Consider the following 18,572-nt stretch of genomic DNA (forward strand, 5'->3'; position numbering starts at 1 on the left):
CTGTTGGTCACATTAATGCCGCATCCGTGACACGTTGCGAATAAAAGTATTAGGCTCTTATTCACTGCCTCCTAGCTTTACCCGCTATTTATAGCACAAAACACGCCACGGCTGATGAGTTACTCAGTTAAAGAGTAGACAAACTCAGTGAAATTGAACAAAAAAATGCCACTACAAGGTGACACTATTTAAGGGCCAAGAGTTAGTTACATTCTTTCTCGGCGGGGCTATTCTCGACGAGGCTATATCCCCGAACCATCATTTAAGTCGTCCTCATGCAAGCCGCACTCGCGCTTGAGACCAAAAAACCGTGTTTGCTCTTCACGCATGCCCGGCTCTAACCGCTGGGTGGTATGAACATCCCCCACCGACACATAGCCTTTTTCGCGCAATGGATGATAAGGCAAGTCATGCTCGCGCAGGTAGTCATCGACCTGTTGGTTCGACCAATCAATCACAGGCAAGAACTTAAACACCCCATGCTGGACACTGAGTATCGGCAAATTGGCACGCGAGTCAGATTGACCTCGGCGGAGCCCAGAAAACCAGGTCCCGGCTTTTAGCTCTCGCAGCGCACGCTTCATCGGCTCAACTTTGTTGATTTGATTATATCGGCTGATCCCCTCCACGCCTTGCTCCCAGAGTTGGCCGTAACGCGCTTCTTGCCACGCGGGGGAAAGCTCAGCACGATAGACGCGCAAATCCAAGTTAAGCCGTGCAGTTAAGGTATCGATAAACCGGTAAGTCTCGGCAAATAAGTAGCCCGTGTCGGTTAAGATCACCGGAATGTCGGATTTCACCTGACTCACTAAATGAAGCATAAGCGCTGCCTGTACACCAAAGCTGGACGACAGAACACATTGTCCTTCGAGATGCTCCAGTGCCCAGGCCACACGCTCAGGCGCCGAAAGTGACTCCAAGGTGGCATTGACCTCCGCCAATGCCAAGGCTTGCTGGCTTTTATTCATCGCGGCAATGTCAGCCAAGGCTAACGTCGCATTAGGTTGAACGGTTTCAAGCATAAAAATCCCTCTTAGATACATGCACGGGGGCAATCACCTCGCGGCGGATCAAGAAATCACCAAAGTGCTCACCCACTTCACGCTCCGTTGCCCAGCGACCAATCAACTGATCCAATTCTTCAAGGATCTGACGATCGGTGATGTTCTCTTTGTACATTTTGGGGATTCGGGTACCTTCCCAATTTCCGCCTAAATGCAGGTTATAGCGCCCTGGCGCTTTGCCGACCAAACCCACTTCTGCCAGCATCGCGCGGCCGCAACCATTGGGACAGCCGGTCACTCGTAAAACAATCGGATCGTTTTCTACTTGGTGTTTTTTCTGAATCGCTTCCACTTCGGTGACAAAACCGGGCAGAAAGCGCTCCGCTTCTGCCATGGCAAGTGGACAGGTTGGGAAGGAAACACACGCCATCGAATTCGTGCGCTGTACACTGTGCGCATCATCAATTAACCGATAACGACGCGCTAACGCCTCAATCTCGTCTTTTTGTGCTTCAGGGATCCCGGCAATGATCAGGTTTTGGTTGGCGGTCATACGAAAATCGCCTTGGTGTACCTTGGCGATCTCTGCCATGCCGGTTTTGAGCGGCTTTTCTGGTGTATCACGCAAGCGGCCATTTTCGATAAATAAGGCGAGGTGGTATTTACCGTCAATCCCTTTGGTCCAGCCCAAGCGATCACCGCGACCAGTAAAGCTATAAGGCCGGCTTGGCGCAAATATTACACCAGCACGCTTTTCCACTTCCGCTTTGAATACATCCGCGCCAACACGATCAAGGGTGTACTTGGTTTTCGCATTTTTACGGTTCGAACGGTTTCCCCAATCACGTTGGGTGGTGACCACGGCCTCAGCAATCTTCAACGTATGTTCAAGCGGAATAAAACCAAAATCATCTGCGCGGCGCGGGTAGGTGTTGGTGTCACCATGGGTCATCGCCAGCCCCCCCCCGACTAAGACGTTAAAGCCGATCAGCTGTCCTTGTTCGGCGATGGCGACAAAGTTAAGGTCGTTGGCGTGCACATCCACGTCGTTTTGTGGCGGGATCACCACCGTGGTTTTGAACTTACGCGGCAAGTAACGCTCACCCAAAATCGGCTCTTTATCTTGGCTGCCTTCGACTTTTTCACCATCGAGCCAAATCTCTGCGTAAGCGCGAGTTTTAGGCAGCAAGTGCTCGCTTATACGTTTTGCCCAATCATAGGCTTGCTGATGGAGCTCGGACTCCACTGGGTTAGAGGTACACAACACATTACGGTTCACATCCCCAGCAGTAGCAATCGAGTCAATACCATATTCATGCAAGGTCTGATGCATGAGCTTGATGTTAGGCTTTAGGACACCATGAAACTGAAAAGTTTGTCGCGTGGTCAGGCGAATGCTGCCATAGAGCGAGCTTTCGCGGGCAAACTTGTCAATCGCTAACCATTGCTCAGGGGTAATGATCCCGCCCGGCATCCGCGCGCGTAACATCACGTTATGCAGTGGCTCCAATTTTTGTTTTTGCCGCTCCGCGCGAATATCGCGATCATCTTGCTGATACATGCCGTGAAAACGGATCAGTTGGAAATTATCATCGGTAAAACCACCCGTGATCGGATCCTGCAAGTCGTGATCAATGGTGCCACGCAAATAATCACTGTCTTTTTTTAGCCGTTCATTATCGGCCAGTGGGCCCAGTGTATCGCCCGCAAATTTCTGCTCACTCATTAGTACACATCCCTTTGATAGCGCTTATCTTTGCGCAATTCGTTAATAAAGGCTTCGGCTTGCTCACAGCTTTGCTGACCCTGTGTTTGGGCAATCTCGATTAACGCTTCATGGACATCTTTCGCCATTTGGTTGGCATCGCCACACACATAGAGGTAGGCACCGTTTGATAGCCATTGCCATACCGCTTCAGCACGTTCGCGTAACCGATGCTGGACATACACTTTCTCTGCCTGATCACGGCTAAAGGCCACATCCATCCGCGTGAGTAGGCCAGATTTAAGGTATTGCTGCCATTCAACCTGATAGAGAAAATCATCAGTAAAGGTGCGATCACCAAAGAACAACCAGTTGTCACCTTGTGCCTCCCGTTGCTCTCGCTCTTGCAAGAAGGCGCGGAATGGCGCAATACCGGTTCCTGGACCAATCATAATGATCGGGGTGGCATCGTTATCAGGAAGCTTAAAGTTATCGTTATGCTCAACAAACACTTTTACTGTCTCCGCTTGCGCTGCACGGTGGGCGAGAAAGCTCGATGCGCCGCCTTGGCGTGACGCTCCGCTCTCATGCTGATACTCCACCAGCCCGACGGTGAGGTGCACTTCGTCTTCTACTTCTGCCTGGCTGGAAGCAATTGAGTACAAACGCGGGGTAAGCCGGCGCAATATCGATTGAAATTGCTCGACATTGAGAGTGGCATCGGCCAGCGTCAATGCATCAATGAGCTGAGTGCGATTGGCAAACTCACGCAGTGCAGCTTTGTCTTCAGTCAAGGCGGTGAGTGTGTCGCTTTCCGACAACGCCGCCAGCGCAGTGATCTGCTGCGGGTTAGAAGCGGTGATTTCATAGTCAGTGATCAGCGCCTCGCGCAACGAAACGGCACTGCCATCCACCGCTACCGACTCGTCACCACTCAGTCCTACTTGGGCTAAAATGGCATCGGCTAATACAGGATCGTTTTGATACCACACCCCCAAGGCATCGCCCGGTTGGTATTGAATGCCGGACTCATCCAGATCAAATTCAATGTGGTAAACCGCTTTATCTGACCCACGTCCAGTAATACGCTGACAGGTGAGTAGTTCGGCTGTGTAAGGAGACTGCTTAGTATATTTAGCGTGCGAGGTGGCTTGATGGAGTGGCACCACTTGCGCGTCCCCGCTGGCCTGAAATTGTTGCTTGACCTCGGCTAAGGTTTGCTCGCGCCAGGTACTAGCTGTGGCTTCATAATCCACATCGCAATCAAGACGGGCGACCATGGGCTTAGCGCCGAGTTTTTGTAAAAAGGCGTCAAAATCTTTACCTGTTTGGCAAAAGTACTCGTAACTCGAGTCTCCTAAGCTCAAAACGGCGTAGTGAAGATGGTCAAGCTTAGGCGCTTTTTTAGATTGTAAAAATTCATGCAGCTCAATGGCATTATCAGGCGGCTCGCCTTCACCATTGGTGGAAGCCACTATCACCAAGTGGGTTTCTTTGCCCAGCTGCTTGCCTTTATAGTTATCGGTCGCAACCAACTTGGCTGGGATCCCTGCTGCCTCGGCCTCTTGATGCAACGCCTCCGCCACGCCTTTGGCATTACCCGTTTGCGAGGCATACAGAATAGTCAGGGTGTGGTTGGGCGCGGCACTGGTTTGTGGCATGGTCTTGGGTGCCACCGCTTCACCGGCAGGTGTTTGGCTTAACCCCCAAAAATAACCACTGATCCAGGCCAGCTGCTGCGGTGACAACTCCGCCACCGCTTGTTGCAACTGGCCGATTTGCTGATCATTAAGCGGGCTGGTTAACCCGGAGAGATCCTTGAGTAACATGGTGACGACATTCCTTGCTAACATTGCGTAAATGCTAGCGTAACCTCACCAGTTAATAACAATAAAGAATAGATGTGAATGTTTTATAACTTTTTGTAAGATACCATGTGTAGAAAGGAGTGCTTAAGCGGGGTCGCGGGATTAGTCGATAATGCGCACTTGCTGAAAACCAATCTCTAATGCATTCAAGGTCGCTTGGTCGATATCGAGAAAACACTGCTCAACGCCGTCGGCATTCGTCAATGCCATCAAGCCTCCCGCAGCATGGCGGCATTCAACCACCCATCCTTCATTATCTAACGACGGCTCAACAAGCGCTTCAATCAAAAGCTGTTGGCGGTATAACGCACGGAGTTGTTCGGCTGTCATCGTCATTTGCCTATCGATAAAATCCACATCTTGAGTTGAGCTTAGTATCAGATAGACGAGGGTGCCATGCATGGCCTTAACGTAAAACGGAGTTAGCGTGGTGCGGCATAGTCGCCGCACCGGATATCAAGATATGCTAGCTTAGAAAAAGCCTAAAGGATTAATGTCATAGCTCACCAATAAATTTTTTGTTTGTTGGTAATGACCCAACATCATTTTATGATTTTCACGGCCAATTCCCGATTTTTTATAGCCACCAAACGCCGCATGCGCCGGATAGAGGTGATAGCAGTTGGTCCACACACGTCCCGCCTCAATCGCGCGACCGACCCGATAGGCGCGGTTCATATCTCGCGTCCACAACCCCGCCCCTAAGCCATACTCGGTGTGGTTGGCAATCGCCAAGGCTTCGGCTTCATCTTTAAAGGTGGTCACCCCTATCACAGGACCAAAAATCTCTTCTTGGAACACACGCATGTCATTGTGCCCTTGCAGTAATGTCGGCTGCACGTAATAGCCGCTACCCAGGTCTTTATGGCTGCCCCCGATTAATACTTTGGCTCCCTCTTCCTGTCCAACTTTCAAATAATTCATGATCTTATCGAACTGCTCGTCAGACGCTTGGGCGCCCACCTGGGTCTCGGTATCGAGCGGATTTCCTTGTTTGATCATCCCGGCGCGCTCAATTACTTTTTCAATAAACGCATCGTAAATGCTCTCTTGAATCAATGCGCGTGATGGACAGGTGCAGACCTCGCCTTGGTTGAAAAAGCCTAACAACAAGCCTTCGACCGCTTTATTGATATAGGCCTCCTCTTGCTGCATCACATCTTCAAAATAGATATTGGGCGATTTACCACCAAGCTCAACGGTTGAAGGGATCAGGTTTTCTGCCGCACAGCGCAAAATATGGTGTCCCACCGGAGTGGAGCCAGTAAACGCTAACTTGGCAATCCTTGGTGACGTGGCGAGAGCTTGCCCGGCTTCAGCGCCATAACCATTGACTACGTTAACGACCCCGGCCGGTAGCAGATCACCAATCAACTCCATCAGCAGTAAGATGGTCGTCGGCGTTTGCTCCGCCGGCTTGAGTACCACACAGTTTCCCGCCGCCAGTGCTGGTGCGAGTTTCCATGACGCCATCAGCAAAGGGAAGTTCCACGGAATAATTTGCCCCACCACACCCAGTGGTTCATGAATATGATAAGCAACGGTCCCTGCATCCAGCTCCGCCGCAGTGCCTTCTTGGGCGCGAATACAACCGGCAAAGTAACGGAAGTGATCAGCACAAAGCGGAATATCAGCCGCCAAGGTCTCACGTACGGCTTTTCCGTTTTCCCATGTTTCTGCCACCGCGAGCATCTCAAGATTAGCTTCAATCCGGTCGGCAATTTTTAACAAAACATTCGCACGGTCAGTGACGGAGGTTTTTCCCCACGCATCTTTCGCGCCATGGGCAGCATCCAATGCCAGATCCACGTCTTCGGCGCTCGAACGCGGTATCTCTGCTAGTGTTTCACCGGTACAGGGCGAGGTATTAGCAAAATACTGCCCTTTCACGGGTGGAACCCATTCACCTCCAATAAAATTTTGATAGCGTGATTTAAAACTTACCACTGACCCTTCTGTTCCTGGCTTTGCGTAAATCATACTCTTTCCTTATTCCGTGTTTGAGTCGATGGCGGAGCACGTACTGCCCTCTCCTTGCCGTTATGACTCAAAAATCGTGGCAGAGTTTTTTATTGCTGGATATTAGGCGAAAGTCGCAGTGAGACATATGCAACAGAGTTGGGAAAAAACAGGAAGGCATTAAAAAACCGCGCAGAGGCGCGGTTTAGGGCATAAGGCTGATAAAAATCAAGATTAAAAGTCTAATTCAGCACCGACAAAGAAACCGGTCAGATCAAGCTCAGCTTTTTTATTAAAATAATCGAAATCGTGGTCAATCATCCGATAGCCGCCACGCACATTCAGATCTGCGGCGACCAAGCCCAGTTGGTAAATAAGGCCCGCCTCGGCATCTAAGGTGCTGGTGCCATCAAATTCGCCTTTGCTTACGGTGGCAAACACATTTAACGGCGTGCCTACCAAGCCAACGCGCGCATCGACATACAGGTTTGGCTGCCATTCGTCGAAGCTCTGCCCTTGGAACTTACCAGATTGAAAACGCTGTAAATTAACACCGGCATCCACAGATACAAGATCGTTATCGAGAAACTCGTAATACGCCACGAAGTCGATTTGGTCAAAATCAACATCGGGGTTGTCAACACTCACCGAGGTTTGACGGATCTTGGCATTCGGGATTAACGGAAGCGGGTGCTCGAGTGCAGCATAATAAGAACCCGCTGTACTAGCATCATCGGCTTCTACATTGTTGACATCAGCATCCATAAACCAGGCATCGGCGCCGACTTTTCCCCCGGCAAGGGTTGCTGCTTGAGAGGGCATGGCCAGTAGCGCGGTAAACGCTGCGGCGGCAAGCGTCATTGAAGTGGTTTTCATGAAAGTCTCCACATTGTCGATAAAAAAGTGTCGTCACGCGGAGGCGGCAAAGCCATGCCTTGTCGCCGGTAACTGATAATGATAGCAAGCTTTGTGCCGAGAAGAAGCCAAAAACAACTTATGCTGTCCGTTTGCTGTGCACACGCGCAAGTTTTCACGCTCTAGCGGCGACGGAATCGTGCCCAGCGCTTTTCGTTGATGATCACTTCAGGCTCACGTTTACGGCTGCGACGTTGACGTTTGACTAACCAAACCACCACAGCAATGACTAAAAGCCATGGCAGTAGCTTGAGCAGCGTACCGATCATCCCGGCCAACATCATCACAGCAAAACCCGCAAGCATCGCCAGTACCATGCCCATGATGCTGACTCCGGTCATGAATAACACCACCGCAAAGCCAATCAGAAAAAGTAGTTCGATCATTACGATCTCCTTGTCTTGATAGCGAGACAGACTCTGCAGGTTTTAAGCCAATTTGTCACTCTATATATTCTCATTATTTCAGTACGTTAGGATTGGCTTTCCGGTCGATGTCAACGTGGTGGTTAAATGTAAACCTAAATTTAGTCATTTTCACTCAATTACGCATCAAGCCAATCGTCAGGAATGTGGCTCATCGCCATGGTCAGTACTTCAATACTTGCTCCCGGCTTGTGCGCATTCTCGCTGATATAGCGACGCCACTGCCGCGCGCCAGGCATATTTTGGAACAGACCTAACATATGGCGACTGATATGGTTCAGTTGCGCCCCTTGAGAGAGCTGTTTTTCGATATATGGGAACATGGCTTCAACCGCTTGACGACGTGTAATGCGAGGCGTTGTCATACCAAATAAACGCTGGTCGGCCTCGGCCAACATAAAAGGACTCTGATAGGCTTGGCGACCAACCATCACCCCATCAAGATGCTCAAGATGCTGCTCCGCTTCCTCAAGACTTTTCACCCCGCCATTGATAGCAAGCGTCAGGTGCGGAAAGTCTTTTTTGAGCTGATACACGCGTGGGTAATCCAGTGGCGGGATATCGCGGTTCTCTTTTGGGCTCAAACCGTTTAACCACGCTTTGCGCGCATGAATCGTGAACATATCACAGCCACCTTTTTCGCTGACTGTCTCAACAAAGTCGGTTAAAAATTCATAGCTGTCTTGCTCATCAATACCAATGCGAGTTTTGACAGTGATAGGCACATCGGTGACTTCTCGCATGGCAGCCACACACTGCGCCACCAGCTCAGGCTCCGCCATTAAACACGCCCCAAAGCGCCCGTTTTGCACCCGATCCGACGGGCAACCGACGTTGAGGTTAATTTCATCATAGCCACGCTCGGCCGCCAGCTTAGCGCATGTTGCCAAATCGGCCGCATCCGATCCCCCCAGTTGCAACGCCACCGGATGCTCCTGCTCGTTATAGGCTAGGTAATCCGCCTTGCCATGAATGATCGCCCCCGTGGTAACCATCTCGGTAAACAGCAAGGTTTGCCCAGATAATAAACGATGAAAGTAACGGCAGTGTCGGTCCGTCCAATCAAGCATGGGCGCAACAGAGAAACGCTGCATCACCGTTTTTGGCGTCACATCAGGGCTGGCGGCGGTTTTGCTGGGGGTAGTCATGGTCTCGAATCTCTGCAATTACGTTGAACGACGGTCGTTTTCGACAGGCGGACGCGGATTATACACATTGCATCGGTAAGATTTAAGCAGAACCGGTTCACCAGCAGGCTTAGAGAAAGAAATCGGTAAGATAACAGTATGGAGACCGTTATGATCGCAGGGGTGATTCGACTTACTCTGTTATTAAGCCGAGAATGAAACAAGCGAGAGAGCCGAACGATGCGCTCTCTCGCAACAAGACTTATTCGATAGTGAATTTGCCTTTCATTACCGTCCAATGGCCGGGGAAAGAGCAGAAATAAGTTAAGTCTTTGCCTTGCAACCCATCGGTTGAGAAGGTGATGGTGGTGCTTTCGCCGCCGCCAACCAACTTGGTATGTGCCAAGATACGATCATCACCTTGTGGTAGGTAATCGTTATCGGCACCCGCACCCGCGCCTTTCATGGCGATATCTTGCAAGTTAGACGTTTCCGACAGCACCCAGTTGTGGCCCATCGAGGTCACAGGCATTGAGCCTTGATGCTCCAGCGTGAGCGTCACTTCACTACAGCTTGCTGGTACGGACAACGATGACTGGTCGTAGGCCATTTTATCGCCGGTGGTGACAGTTAACTCACACTCATTGGCAGCCGCTTGCGTAGAGACAGACGCGAACGCCAAAGCGGCGAGGGCTAACAGTTTTTTCATCGGTACATACTCCTGTTATGGATGTAAAGGTATGTTTTTTATGCCTGTGGCACACTGCCATCATACTGACATGACAGCGCAAAACAGTTAGCCGATTCAAAAATCGACTGATTATTTATTGTTTTTACTTCTATCATTACCCAAAGGTAGCTGATCGCGATCAAGTGGTCATAGACTATCTATTTACACTTGTGGCAAAGCGCATAGGATAAAGATACGCAGGGTGCGTTGGTATACAGCTATGATAAGATAACTGTCTGACTGTTAGTACTTTGAGGCGCTATGACCCAGATCACTGGTTTACTGCACCGCGCACAGCAGCTGTGTGAGCAACGTGGTGTGAGATTAACGCCGCAACGAACCCGCGTTTATGAAATTATCGCCAATAACTCACGGGCGATTACCGCGTACGAGCTGCTCGATATATTGCGTGAAACCGAGCCACAAGCGAAACCCCCAACGGTGTATCGTGCGCTAGACTTTCTATTAGCACAGGGGTTTGTGCACAAGGTAGAGTCGACCAATAGCTATATTGCCTGCTGCCACTTAGGGCATCAGGGGCACTGCTCTCAACTGCTGATTTGTGATCAATGCGGCACCGTAGAAGAGTGTCACACTGAAGAGCTATCAGAGGCATTGCGTGAGAAAGCGCGTAAAATGGGGTTTGATGTGCAACATCATGTGATTGAAACCCATGGCACTTGTGCACAATGCTTGGCTCACTAACACTGATTTGATTAGGACGGACACTCTTTATGGAAGCACAATTCGTCAACCCATTTCTTACTTCACTGATTAATGTGCTACAAACCATGGCACAGCTGGACATCCAGCCAGAGAAGCCTCATTTAAAAAAGTCAGAGATCGCAAAAGGTGACGTCTCTGGGTTGATAGGCATGGTTGGCCCACAAACCAAAGGATCATTTTCAGTCACATTTGATGAAGATATGGCACTGGAAATCATGCAACGCATGCTGGGCGAGCGCTCAGAATCCATTGATGAAGAAGTGACCGACATGGTCGGTGAAATTACTAATATGGTGACAGGCGGCGCTAAACGGATCCTATCCGAAAAAGGCTTTGAGTTTGAAATGGCGACCCCAGTGGTTGTCTCAGGCAAAGGCCATACCATCAACCACAAAAGTGATGGCCCAGTAATTATCATGCCGTTTAAGTCCCCACATGGCACAGCGTTTATCGAGATCTGCTTCGATCATTAAACAACGATGCGCAGCTTAGTCAACCCACCTATATTAAAATAAAAAACGCCGCGATAAGCATCGCGGCGTTTAGCTTTCTCAATTAATCGTAGTCGGTCAGCTTACGCTTGGCGCCACTGCTTGAATGCATTGATCAGTCCATTGGTCGAGCTATCATGGCTCTCAACCTGCTGATCATCACTCAGCTCAGGCAAAATGTTGCTTGCCAGTTGTTTACCCAGCTCAACACCCCACTGATCAAAGCTGAAAATGTTCCAAATTACACCCTGAGTGAAGATTTTATGCTCATACATCGCAATCAAAGCCCCGAGTGTATAAGGAGTGATTTTCTCAACCAAAATAGAGTTGGTTGGACGGTTACCTTCAAACACTTTAAAGGGTGCGATCGCGGCCACGTCTTCGGCCGATTTGCCCGCTTTCACTAGCTCGGCTTCGACTTGCTCACGGCTCTTACCAAAGGCTAATGCTTCGGTCTGAGCAAAAAAGTTCGCCATCAGTTTAGCGTGGTGATCGCCAATCGCGTTGTGACTATGCACGGGGGCAATAAAGTCACACGGGATTAACTTAGTGCCTTGGTGGATAAGCTGATAGAAAGCATGTTGGCCGTTTGTACCAGGTTCACCCCAGATGATTGGGCCTGTTTGATAATCAACCGGATTACCGTGACGGTCGACGTATTTACCGTTTGATTCCATGTTGCCTTGCTGGAAATAAGCGGCAAAGCGATGCATGTATTGATCATACGGTAAAATCGCTTCTGATTCAGCACCGTGGAAGTTGTTGTACCAGATACCAATTAACGCCAACAACACCGGCATGTTTTGCGCCATGGGTGCGGTTTTAAAGTGGTTATCCATTTGATGAGCGCCATCGAGTAAGGCGACAAAATTGTCAAAGCCGACGCCTAAGCAAATCGATAGACCAATGGCTGACCACAGTGAATAACGGCCACCAACCCAGTCCCAGAACTCGAACATGTTGGCCGTATCAATCCCAAAGTTCGCAACAGCATCGGCATTGGTTGAAAGCGCCGCAAAATGCTTCGCCACCTGGCTTTCATCTCCAGCGGCCTTCATAAACCAGTCACGCGCCGTGTGCGCATTGGTCATGGTTTCTTGGGTGGTAAAGGTTTTTGAAGCCACCAAGAACAACGTCGTTTCAGGATTCAGGGCTTTTAACGTTTCGGCCATGTGGGTGCCATCAACGTTAGAAACAAAGTGTAAATTGAGGTGGTTTTTGTAGGCTGCCAGCGCTTCAGTGACCATGTAAGGGCCAAGATCTGAGCCACCGATACCAATGTTCACCACATCGGTAATTGCTTTACCGGTATAGCCTTTCCACTCACCGCTGATCACACGCTCAGAGAATGATTGCATTTGCGCGAGTACTGCGTTGACGTGCGGCATGACATCTTCGCCATCCACCATAACAGGCTGGTTGCTACGGTTACGCAACGCAGTATGAAGCACGGCTCGGTCTTCTGTACGGTTGATTTTCTCACCATTAAACATCGACGTAATCGCGTCTGAGACGCCCGTTTCGTCTGCCAATGCCAATAACTTGGTCAGGGTTTCTTCGCTGATCAGGTTTTTGGAATAATCCAACAGAATGCTGTCTTCAAATTGCGTTGAAAAATGGGCAAATCGGTCTGGATTATCCGCAAACAGATCCGCCAGTGTATAGTCCTGTGCTTCTTCAAAGTGGGCGGTCAGTGATTGCCACGCCACGGTTTGTGTGGGGTTCGTTGTCTTTAGCATCATGTCATCCAAATCGCGTTGTGAGTGCTGCTGTGGGTATCACAGCAGGCTGGAGTCCTGTATAACGTCAGCACCACCATGCTGTACGCAGCGGTTATTGGTGTAATATTACATAATCATGGCTCGATTCTCACATGCAATCGCTGTGAGTAGGTTGCGATTAATCATAGAATAGTTGGATCGCCTTTGGGCTAACTGATTACGATAGAGATCACAACAAGGATTGCTTATGTGGTACCAAACTGAAATTCGCTTACGCCCGCGCTCTCGAGGCTTTCACCTTGTGACCGACGAGATCATCGACGCACTGCCTGTGTTGCATGATATTGAGATGGGGATGATGCAGGTATTTATCAAACATACCTCAGCCAGTTTAACCCTCAATGAAAATGCGGACCCCACCGTGCGTCAAGATATGGAGTCCCATTTTAATCACTCAGTGCCCGAGCGCGCGCCCTATTACCGTCATACCTATGAGGGGGATGATGATATGCCGGCACATATTAAGGCGTCTTTGCTAGGGGCCAGTGTCACTGTCCCTATCACTCAAGGACACCTCAATCTCGGTACGTGGCAAGGGATTTATCTAGGCGAACACCGTGATCAGGGCGGTTCACGTACGCTGGTCGTCACACTTCAAGGCGCGCCTACCGCGGGCTAATCAACCGAGACAAAGCAGCCCCGAGGCGTTTAGTGTATCACTGCGTTTCGCTCACCCCCTCGGGGAGGTATTGGTTAGATATTGACGTGGGACGCGGCCTGTCACCTGGCAGACAAGTTCATAACCAATCGTATCAACCAAGCGCGCGATGCGCTCAACCGGGAGCTCGGGTCCCCACAACACCGCTTCATCACCCACCTTATCGGTCGCATCTGGACCCAGATCAACGGTGATCATATCCATTGAGACGCGCCCAGCCAGCGGTACTTCTCGACCATTGAGCCATACGGGCGTGCCGTCAGGTGCAGAACGCGGATAGCCGTCGCCATAGCCGATCGCAATCACACCAATCAAGGTATCGCGCGAACTGCGCCAACGCGCGCCATAACCTACCGGCTCGCCAGCTTTGAGACGACGCACAGCCATGACCCGCGATGTCAGGCGCATTGCCGGCTTCAAACCAAGTGCGTCGCCTGTTAATTCAATACGAGAGGAAATGCCATACAGGCAAATACCTGGGCGCACCCAATCAAAATGACTTTGCGGCCAAAATAACGTGCCGGAAGATGCAGCCAATGAGCGTTCACCGGGCAGCCCTTCCGTAACGCGCGAGAAGGTGTCAATTTGCGCTTGGGTGATCGGATTATCCATTTCGTCCGCGCAGCCAAAATGACTCAAGTAACCAATCTCAGGCGCTACATTGTCGCAAGCATGCAGGGCAAAAAGCGCACCAGGCACCTGATCCGGTTCAAAGCCGAGCCGATGCATGCCTGAGTCCACTTTTAGCCATACCGACAAAGGCGAAGATAGGGTCGCTTGTGTCAGCATTGCCACTTGCTCATCACAGTGCACGGTGGCGGTCAGTTGGTGCTCAACCAATAACGGCAGCTCATCCGCTTCGTAGAAACCTTCGAGTAGCACAATGGGTAAGGTAATGCCCGCTTGACGCAGCGTCAGTGCTTCTTCTATCCGCGCCACCCCAAAGGCATCGCTATAAGGCGCCAACGTCGTCGCAACGGAGGTTAGCCCATGACCGTAACCGTCCGATTTGACCACTGTCATCACTTTGCTACCGGGGGCTTTGCGACGCATCACTTGGATGTTGTGCACCATGGCCTTGGGATCAATGAAGGCGCGAGCCGCATTGGTCATGGTAGACAGATCACTCATCATCAAACGCGGGTCCTGCATAATTATCAAAACGTGAGTACTGGCCTTGGAAGGTCAAGCGCACACTACCAATCGGACCGTTACGCTGTTTACCAATCAGGATTTCTGCAATCCCTTTCATGGCACTTTCTGGGTTGTAGACTTCGTCACGATAAATAAACATGATCAAGTCAGCATCTTGCTCAATCGCACCCGACTCACGCAGGTCCGAGTTAACGGGGCGCTTATCAGCACGTTGCTCCAACGAACGGTTAAGCTGCGATAGCGCCACTACAGGCACATTCAGCTCTTTCGCGAGCGCTTTCAGTGAACGCGAAATTTCAGCAATTTCCAAGGTCCGGTTTTCTTGTAACCCTGGCACGCGCATCAGTTGCAAATAGTCGACCATGATCATGCTCACGCCACCATGTTCGCGCGCCACACGGCGGGCTCGCGAGCGCACATCAGTCGGTGTTAGGCCGGAGCTATCATCGATGTACATGTTCTTTTTCTGCATCAAGATCCCCATCGAGGACGAGATACGCGCCCAATCTTCATCATCTAATTGGCCGGTTCGGATCTTGGTTTGGTCAACCCGTGATAACGAGGCCAACATACGCATCATCAGCTGTTCAGCCGGCATCTCGAGCGAGAAAATCAATACAGGCTTTTCTTGGTCCATGGCCGCGTTTTCACACAAGTTCATCGCAAAGGTCGTTTTACCCATCGATGGTCGTGCCGCGACGATAACGAGATCAGAGGGCTGTAAGCCTGCCGTTTTCTTATTAAGATCGGTAAAACCCGTCGATACCCCGGTAACCCCGTCTTGCGGTGACTTGAATAGCTCCTCAATGCGCTCTAGGGTGCGACTCAGTACCGAGTCAATGTGCTGTGGACCTTCGGTTTCACTGGTCCGAGACTCAGCAATCGCGAAGACTTTACTCTCCGCCATATCGAGCAAATCTTCTGAGCTTCGCCCTTGGGTATCATAGCCCGCATCGGCAATTTCATTGGCTACCCCAATCAGGTTGCGCACCATGGCGCGCTCACGCACAATGTCGGCATACGCCACAATGTTAGCGGCGCTCGGGGTGTTTTTCGCCAGCTCCGCCAAGTAAGCAAAGCCGCCCACATCGTCGAGCGTTCCCGCCTTTTCGAGATGCTCAGACAAGGTGATGAGATCAAGCGGCTTCCCCTCATCCAGTAGCGATTTGGTCGATTCATAAATCAACCGATGGGGTCGGCTATAAAAATCATGGCCGACGACTTTTTCCGCAACCGCATCCCAGCGTTCATTATCCAACATTAAACCACCTAAAACCGACTGCTCGGCCTCTATCGAGTGTGGTGGCACTTTGAGGTTAGCGACTTGCTGATCTTTTGCGGGTTTACGATTGTCTGCCATAAAAACTCACCTATTACTAATGGAAGTCATTATACCCGCTGTCCTCGTGGGACGCTGCCCCATGAGACATTTTTTTCCAAACGCTGAATGACACCCTCGAATTCTAACCCAAATTTGACTATCACAATGCAAACAGCGCTTAGCATAGCGGCGCCTTAGATTGCGTGAGATGAAAGTAGTGAAGTCTTTTTGTCAACCCGTGTGGTTATCAATTTGGATGGTATGCGGGGTTCCTGCCTATGCAAGTGACGATAATAAAACATCAGAATCACCTTGGTCAGCCGATATTTCGATCGGTTATCAGCGCCTCGGTGGTAACTCAGATTCTCAAACCATCAATAATGCGCTCACAGGTCAATATCAAGTTGAGCAATACAGTTATCAAGCCAGCATTAGTCTGTTGCAAGTTGAAAAAGATGGTGAAGAGGACAAACGTAAAACAGAGCTAGAGTCGCAAGCTAATATGCTACTTGGTGACAGAAGCTATGCGCTACTCAATGCCACTTATGTCGCCGACCGTTACGGCCCTTATTATGACGATTTTATGCTGGCAACGGGTTTAGGCTATCACTGGCTTCAAAACGCTAAGGTCACATTAAGCACCGAGATAGGTCCAGGTTTTCGTTACCAACAACCGAACGTCGATGAAATTGATGATGACGATTTGATCATGCCTTACTCAGTCAGTGAATCAGTGATACGTGGACAGGCAAGAGGAGAGTGGCATATGCTCGATAATGTCAGTTTAGAAGGAAGAAGTATTATCATTTCAGGGAGCAGTAATACCAGTGTCGAAGGATCACTCACTTTGGCATCGACCATTACTGAAAAGTTATCGATAAAAATAACCAGCAAACAGACTTACATGACAGATGTCCCTCCGGGACTAAAAAATCGCGACAGTATGTTCACGGTCGGTATTCGTTATCAATGGTTATAAACCGCTGAAAAAACAAAAAGCCAACCCGAAGGCTGGCTTTTTATCGAAACCTTGTTGCTAATTACATAGCAACAACGTTCACGTTGACGGTCGCGAAAACATCATAGTGCAGTTGCACGCTGATTTCGTACTCGCCAGTGTGACGCAGTGCGCCTTCTGGTAGACGAACTTCGTTTTTAGCGATTTCAACGCCCGCTGCAGTCACAGCGTCAGCGATATCACGGGTACCGATAGAACCAAACAGTTTACCTTCATCACCCGCTTTCGAAGCGATTTCAACCGCTTCTAGTGCTTCAACTTTCTCAGCACGCGCTTGAGCAGCAGCCAGTTGCTCAGCAACTTTTGCTTCTAGCTCAGCACGACGTGCTTCAAAATGTTCAATGTTGGCTTTGGTTGCCATAACAGCTTTACCCTGAGGGATAAGGAAGTTACGTGCATAACCAGATTTAACAGTTACCTGATCACCTAGGCCACCCAGGTTACCGATTTTATCAAGTAGAATAACTTGCATTCTTCAATCCTCTCTAACTTGGACAGTTCCGATTACTGATGCTTGTCAGTGTACGGCAGCAGGGCCAGGTAACGAGCGCGCTTGATAGCACGAGCCAGTTGACGCTGATACTTAGCACGAGTACCAGTGATACGGCTAGGTACGATTTTACCTGATTCGGTAATGTAATTTTTTAGAGTCGCTACATCTTTGTAATCGATCTCTGTGACGCCTTCTGCAGTGAAACGGCAGAATTTACGACGACGGAAGAAACGTGCCATGGGCTTATCTCCTGATCTAAATGTCTATAATAGTGTCGGCATGCAATACCAATTTTCCCTCGCCTTGTCGGCTGGTCTGGTAAGCAATAAAACCGCTTACCTTGATATGGCTACCTAAAGCTAAATTTTGCGTTTGTTGTGTTGACCCTTGCCCACTCACAACCACAGATAAACGACAAAAAACTTGTCGAGGGAAGTCAGCTTCAACCTGCGTGGAACGATGCTCTAACACAAAGTGACAGTGCGGAACGCCTGCAGGGCTTTGGCGACGGACCGGACCTTTACTGATAACACCAGCAAGCTCCAACCGATTGGTCATCACAGCAATTACTCAGCTGCGTTTTCGCCTTCAGCTTCAGCTTCCGCTTTTGCTTCTGGCTTCGCTTCCGCACGCTCTTCACGCTCAGGGCGATCTTCACGCTTAGCAGTACGCTCTTCTTTAGCCTTCATCATGACAGATGGCTCAGTGATAGCGTCTTTAGTACGCATGATCATGTTACGGATCACTGCGTCGTTGAAGCGGAACATGCTTTCTAGCTCGTCAATCACAGCCTGCTCGGCTTCTACGTTCATCATAACGTAGTGTGCTTTGTGCAGTTTGTTGATTGGGTAAGCCAGTTGGCGACGGCCCCAGTCTTCTAGACGGTGGATCTGACCGCCTGCATCTTTAATAGACGCAGTGTAACGCTCGATCATGCCAGCAACTTGCTCGCTCTGATCAGGGTGCACCATGAATACGATTTCGTAATGACGCATTGAGTTGCTCCTTACGGATTAATCAGCTTCCACAATTGGCTCGGTCGTCCAGCGGAAGCAAGGAACGGAAAAGAAAAGACCGAGAATCAGGCGCGAGATAGTACAGAATTGCAGCGTCATAAGCAAACGGATTTTGTCTTTATCGGTTGGTTGTTCCATGGCATCCCCGAAAAAAGTATGACCAATTTCAAAAAAAATAAG

21 protein-coding genes are annotated in these 18,572 nt (G+C 49.9%); 4 read left to right on the forward strand and 17 right to left on the reverse strand.

Features of this window, described 5'->3' with window-relative positions; genetic code table 11:
* Positions 1–242: 242 nt before the first annotated feature.
* The 9 genes from BZG78_RS04865 to azu form a co-directional block, all read right to left on the reverse strand.
* The gene (locus BZG78_RS04865; protein ID WP_077645990.1) at positions 243–1,022 is read right to left on the reverse strand and encodes a phosphoadenylyl-sulfate reductase; all 780 of its coding nucleotides are present in this window, start codon (positions 1,020–1,022) and stop codon (positions 243–245) included.
* Positions 1,015–2,730 (reverse strand): assimilatory sulfite reductase (NADPH) hemoprotein subunit, encoded by a 1,716-nt coding sequence (cysI, locus tag BZG78_RS04870; RefSeq protein WP_077660542.1) that lies wholly within the window; start codon positions 2,728–2,730, stop codon positions 1,015–1,017. Before cysI ends, BZG78_RS04865 begins: the two co-directional genes overlap by 8 nt.
* A complete protein-coding gene (locus BZG78_RS04875; protein WP_077660543.1) occupies positions 2,730–4,538 on the reverse strand; it encodes an assimilatory sulfite reductase (NADPH) flavoprotein subunit in 1,809 nt (602 codons plus the stop codon). Before BZG78_RS04875 ends, cysI begins: the two co-directional genes overlap by 1 nt.
* Before the next feature lie 141 nt (positions 4,539–4,679).
* Positions 4,680–4,907 carry a hypothetical protein gene (locus BZG78_RS04880; RefSeq protein ID WP_021023512.1) on the reverse strand — a complete coding sequence of 76 codons (228 nt, stop codon included), beginning with the start codon at positions 4,905–4,907 and terminating at the stop codon, positions 4,680–4,682.
* 141 nt (positions 4,908–5,048) lie between these two features.
* Positions 5,049–6,557: an aldehyde dehydrogenase family protein gene (locus BZG78_RS04885; protein ID WP_077660544.1), complete on the reverse strand. Its 1,509-nt coding sequence runs from the start codon at positions 6,555–6,557 to the stop codon at positions 5,049–5,051.
* A 213-nt stretch (positions 6,558–6,770) separates the two neighbouring features.
* Positions 6,771–7,412 (reverse strand): TIGR04219 family outer membrane beta-barrel protein, encoded by a 642-nt coding sequence (locus BZG78_RS04890; protein ID WP_077660545.1) that lies wholly within the window; start codon positions 7,410–7,412, stop codon positions 6,771–6,773.
* Positions 7,413–7,573: 161 nt separating this feature from the next.
* The gene (pspG, locus tag BZG78_RS04895; protein WP_077645986.1) at positions 7,574–7,837 is read right to left on the reverse strand and encodes an envelope stress response protein PspG; all 264 of its coding nucleotides are present in this window, start codon (positions 7,835–7,837) and stop codon (positions 7,574–7,576) included.
* Positions 7,838–7,995: 158 nt separating this feature from the next.
* Positions 7,996–9,024 (reverse strand): tRNA dihydrouridine(20/20a) synthase DusA, encoded by a 1,029-nt coding sequence (dusA, locus tag BZG78_RS04900; protein ID WP_077660546.1) that lies wholly within the window; start codon positions 9,022–9,024, stop codon positions 7,996–7,998.
* Positions 9,025–9,265: 241 nt separating this feature from the next.
* Positions 9,266–9,712 carry an azurin gene (gene azu / locus BZG78_RS04905; protein ID WP_021023502.1) on the reverse strand — a complete coding sequence of 149 codons (447 nt, stop codon included), beginning with the start codon at positions 9,710–9,712 and terminating at the stop codon, positions 9,266–9,268.
* A 282-nt stretch (positions 9,713–9,994) separates the two neighbouring features.
* Between azu and zur the strand changes: the two genes are divergently transcribed.
* The gene (zur, locus tag BZG78_RS04910; protein ID WP_021023501.1) at positions 9,995–10,438 is read left to right on the forward strand and encodes a zinc uptake transcriptional repressor Zur; all 444 of its coding nucleotides are present in this window, start codon (positions 9,995–9,997) and stop codon (positions 10,436–10,438) included.
* 29 nt (positions 10,439–10,467) lie between these two features.
* Positions 10,468–10,932, forward strand: coding sequence for a chemotaxis protein CheX (locus tag BZG78_RS04915; RefSeq protein WP_021023500.1), 465 nt, complete (start codon positions 10,468–10,470; stop codon positions 10,930–10,932).
* Positions 10,933–11,033: 101 nt separating this feature from the next.
* Here BZG78_RS04915 and pgi read toward each other — a convergent pair whose 3' ends face one another.
* Positions 11,034–12,689 carry a glucose-6-phosphate isomerase gene (gene pgi, locus BZG78_RS04920; RefSeq protein WP_021023499.1) on the reverse strand — a complete coding sequence of 552 codons (1,656 nt, stop codon included), beginning with the start codon at positions 12,687–12,689 and terminating at the stop codon, positions 11,034–11,036.
* A 229-nt stretch (positions 12,690–12,918) separates the two neighbouring features.
* Here pgi and BZG78_RS04925 point away from each other — a divergent pair, with 229 nt between their 5' ends.
* Positions 12,919–13,350 (forward strand): secondary thiamine-phosphate synthase enzyme YjbQ, encoded by a 432-nt coding sequence (locus BZG78_RS04925; RefSeq protein WP_077660547.1) that lies wholly within the window; start codon positions 12,919–12,921, stop codon positions 13,348–13,350.
* Positions 13,351–13,401: 51 nt separating this feature from the next.
* Here BZG78_RS04925 and alr read toward each other — a convergent pair whose 3' ends face one another.
* Together alr and BZG78_RS04935 are read right to left on the reverse strand one after the other, a co-directional pair.
* On the reverse strand, positions 13,402–14,541 hold the full coding sequence (gene alr, locus BZG78_RS04930; RefSeq protein WP_077660548.1) for an alanine racemase: 1,140 nt from the start codon (positions 14,539–14,541) through the stop codon (positions 13,402–13,404).
* Positions 14,513–15,904, reverse strand: coding sequence for a replicative DNA helicase (locus BZG78_RS04935; RefSeq protein ID WP_021023496.1), 1,392 nt, complete (start codon positions 15,902–15,904; stop codon positions 14,513–14,515). The genes alr and BZG78_RS04935 overlap by 29 nt, the downstream gene beginning before the upstream one ends.
* Before the next feature lie 169 nt (positions 15,905–16,073).
* Here BZG78_RS04935 and BZG78_RS04940 point away from each other — a divergent pair, with 169 nt between their 5' ends.
* Positions 16,074–16,844 carry a DUF481 domain-containing protein gene (locus tag BZG78_RS04940; protein ID WP_077660549.1) on the forward strand — a complete coding sequence of 257 codons (771 nt, stop codon included), beginning with the start codon at positions 16,074–16,076 and terminating at the stop codon, positions 16,842–16,844.
* Positions 16,845–16,905: 61 nt separating this feature from the next.
* On the opposite strand, the gene rplI is transcribed toward BZG78_RS04940, so the two are convergent.
* Genes rplI through BZG78_RS15385 form a run of 5 tightly spaced genes read right to left on the reverse strand, consistent with a single transcriptional unit; the run spans position 16,906 to position 18,530 of the window.
* Complete coding sequence (rplI, locus tag BZG78_RS04945; RefSeq protein ID WP_021023494.1) at positions 16,906–17,355, reverse strand: 50S ribosomal protein L9; 450 nt, start codon at positions 17,353–17,355, stop codon at positions 16,906–16,908.
* 32 nt (positions 17,356–17,387) lie between these two features.
* On the reverse strand, positions 17,388–17,615 hold the full coding sequence (rpsR, locus tag BZG78_RS04950) for a 30S ribosomal protein S18 (RefSeq protein ID WP_021023493.1): 228 nt from the start codon (positions 17,613–17,615) through the stop codon (positions 17,388–17,390).
* A gap of 16 nt (positions 17,616–17,631) precedes the next feature.
* On the reverse strand, positions 17,632–17,934 hold the full coding sequence (gene priB / locus BZG78_RS04955; protein WP_021023492.1) for a primosomal replication protein N: 303 nt from the start codon (positions 17,932–17,934) through the stop codon (positions 17,632–17,634).
* A gap of 8 nt (positions 17,935–17,942) precedes the next feature.
* A complete protein-coding gene (gene rpsF / locus BZG78_RS04960; RefSeq protein WP_077460007.1) occupies positions 17,943–18,371 on the reverse strand; it encodes a 30S ribosomal protein S6 in 429 nt (142 codons plus the stop codon).
* An 18-nt stretch (positions 18,372–18,389) separates the two neighbouring features.
* Complete coding sequence (locus BZG78_RS15385; protein ID WP_158011513.1) at positions 18,390–18,530, reverse strand: hypothetical protein; 141 nt, start codon at positions 18,528–18,530, stop codon at positions 18,390–18,392.
* Positions 18,531–18,572: the final 42 nt, after the last annotated feature.

It is taken from the genome of Salinivibrio sp. MA351 (assembly GCF_001996065.1).
Classification (GTDB): domain Bacteria; phylum Pseudomonadota; class Gammaproteobacteria; order Enterobacterales; family Vibrionaceae; genus Salinivibrio; species Salinivibrio costicola.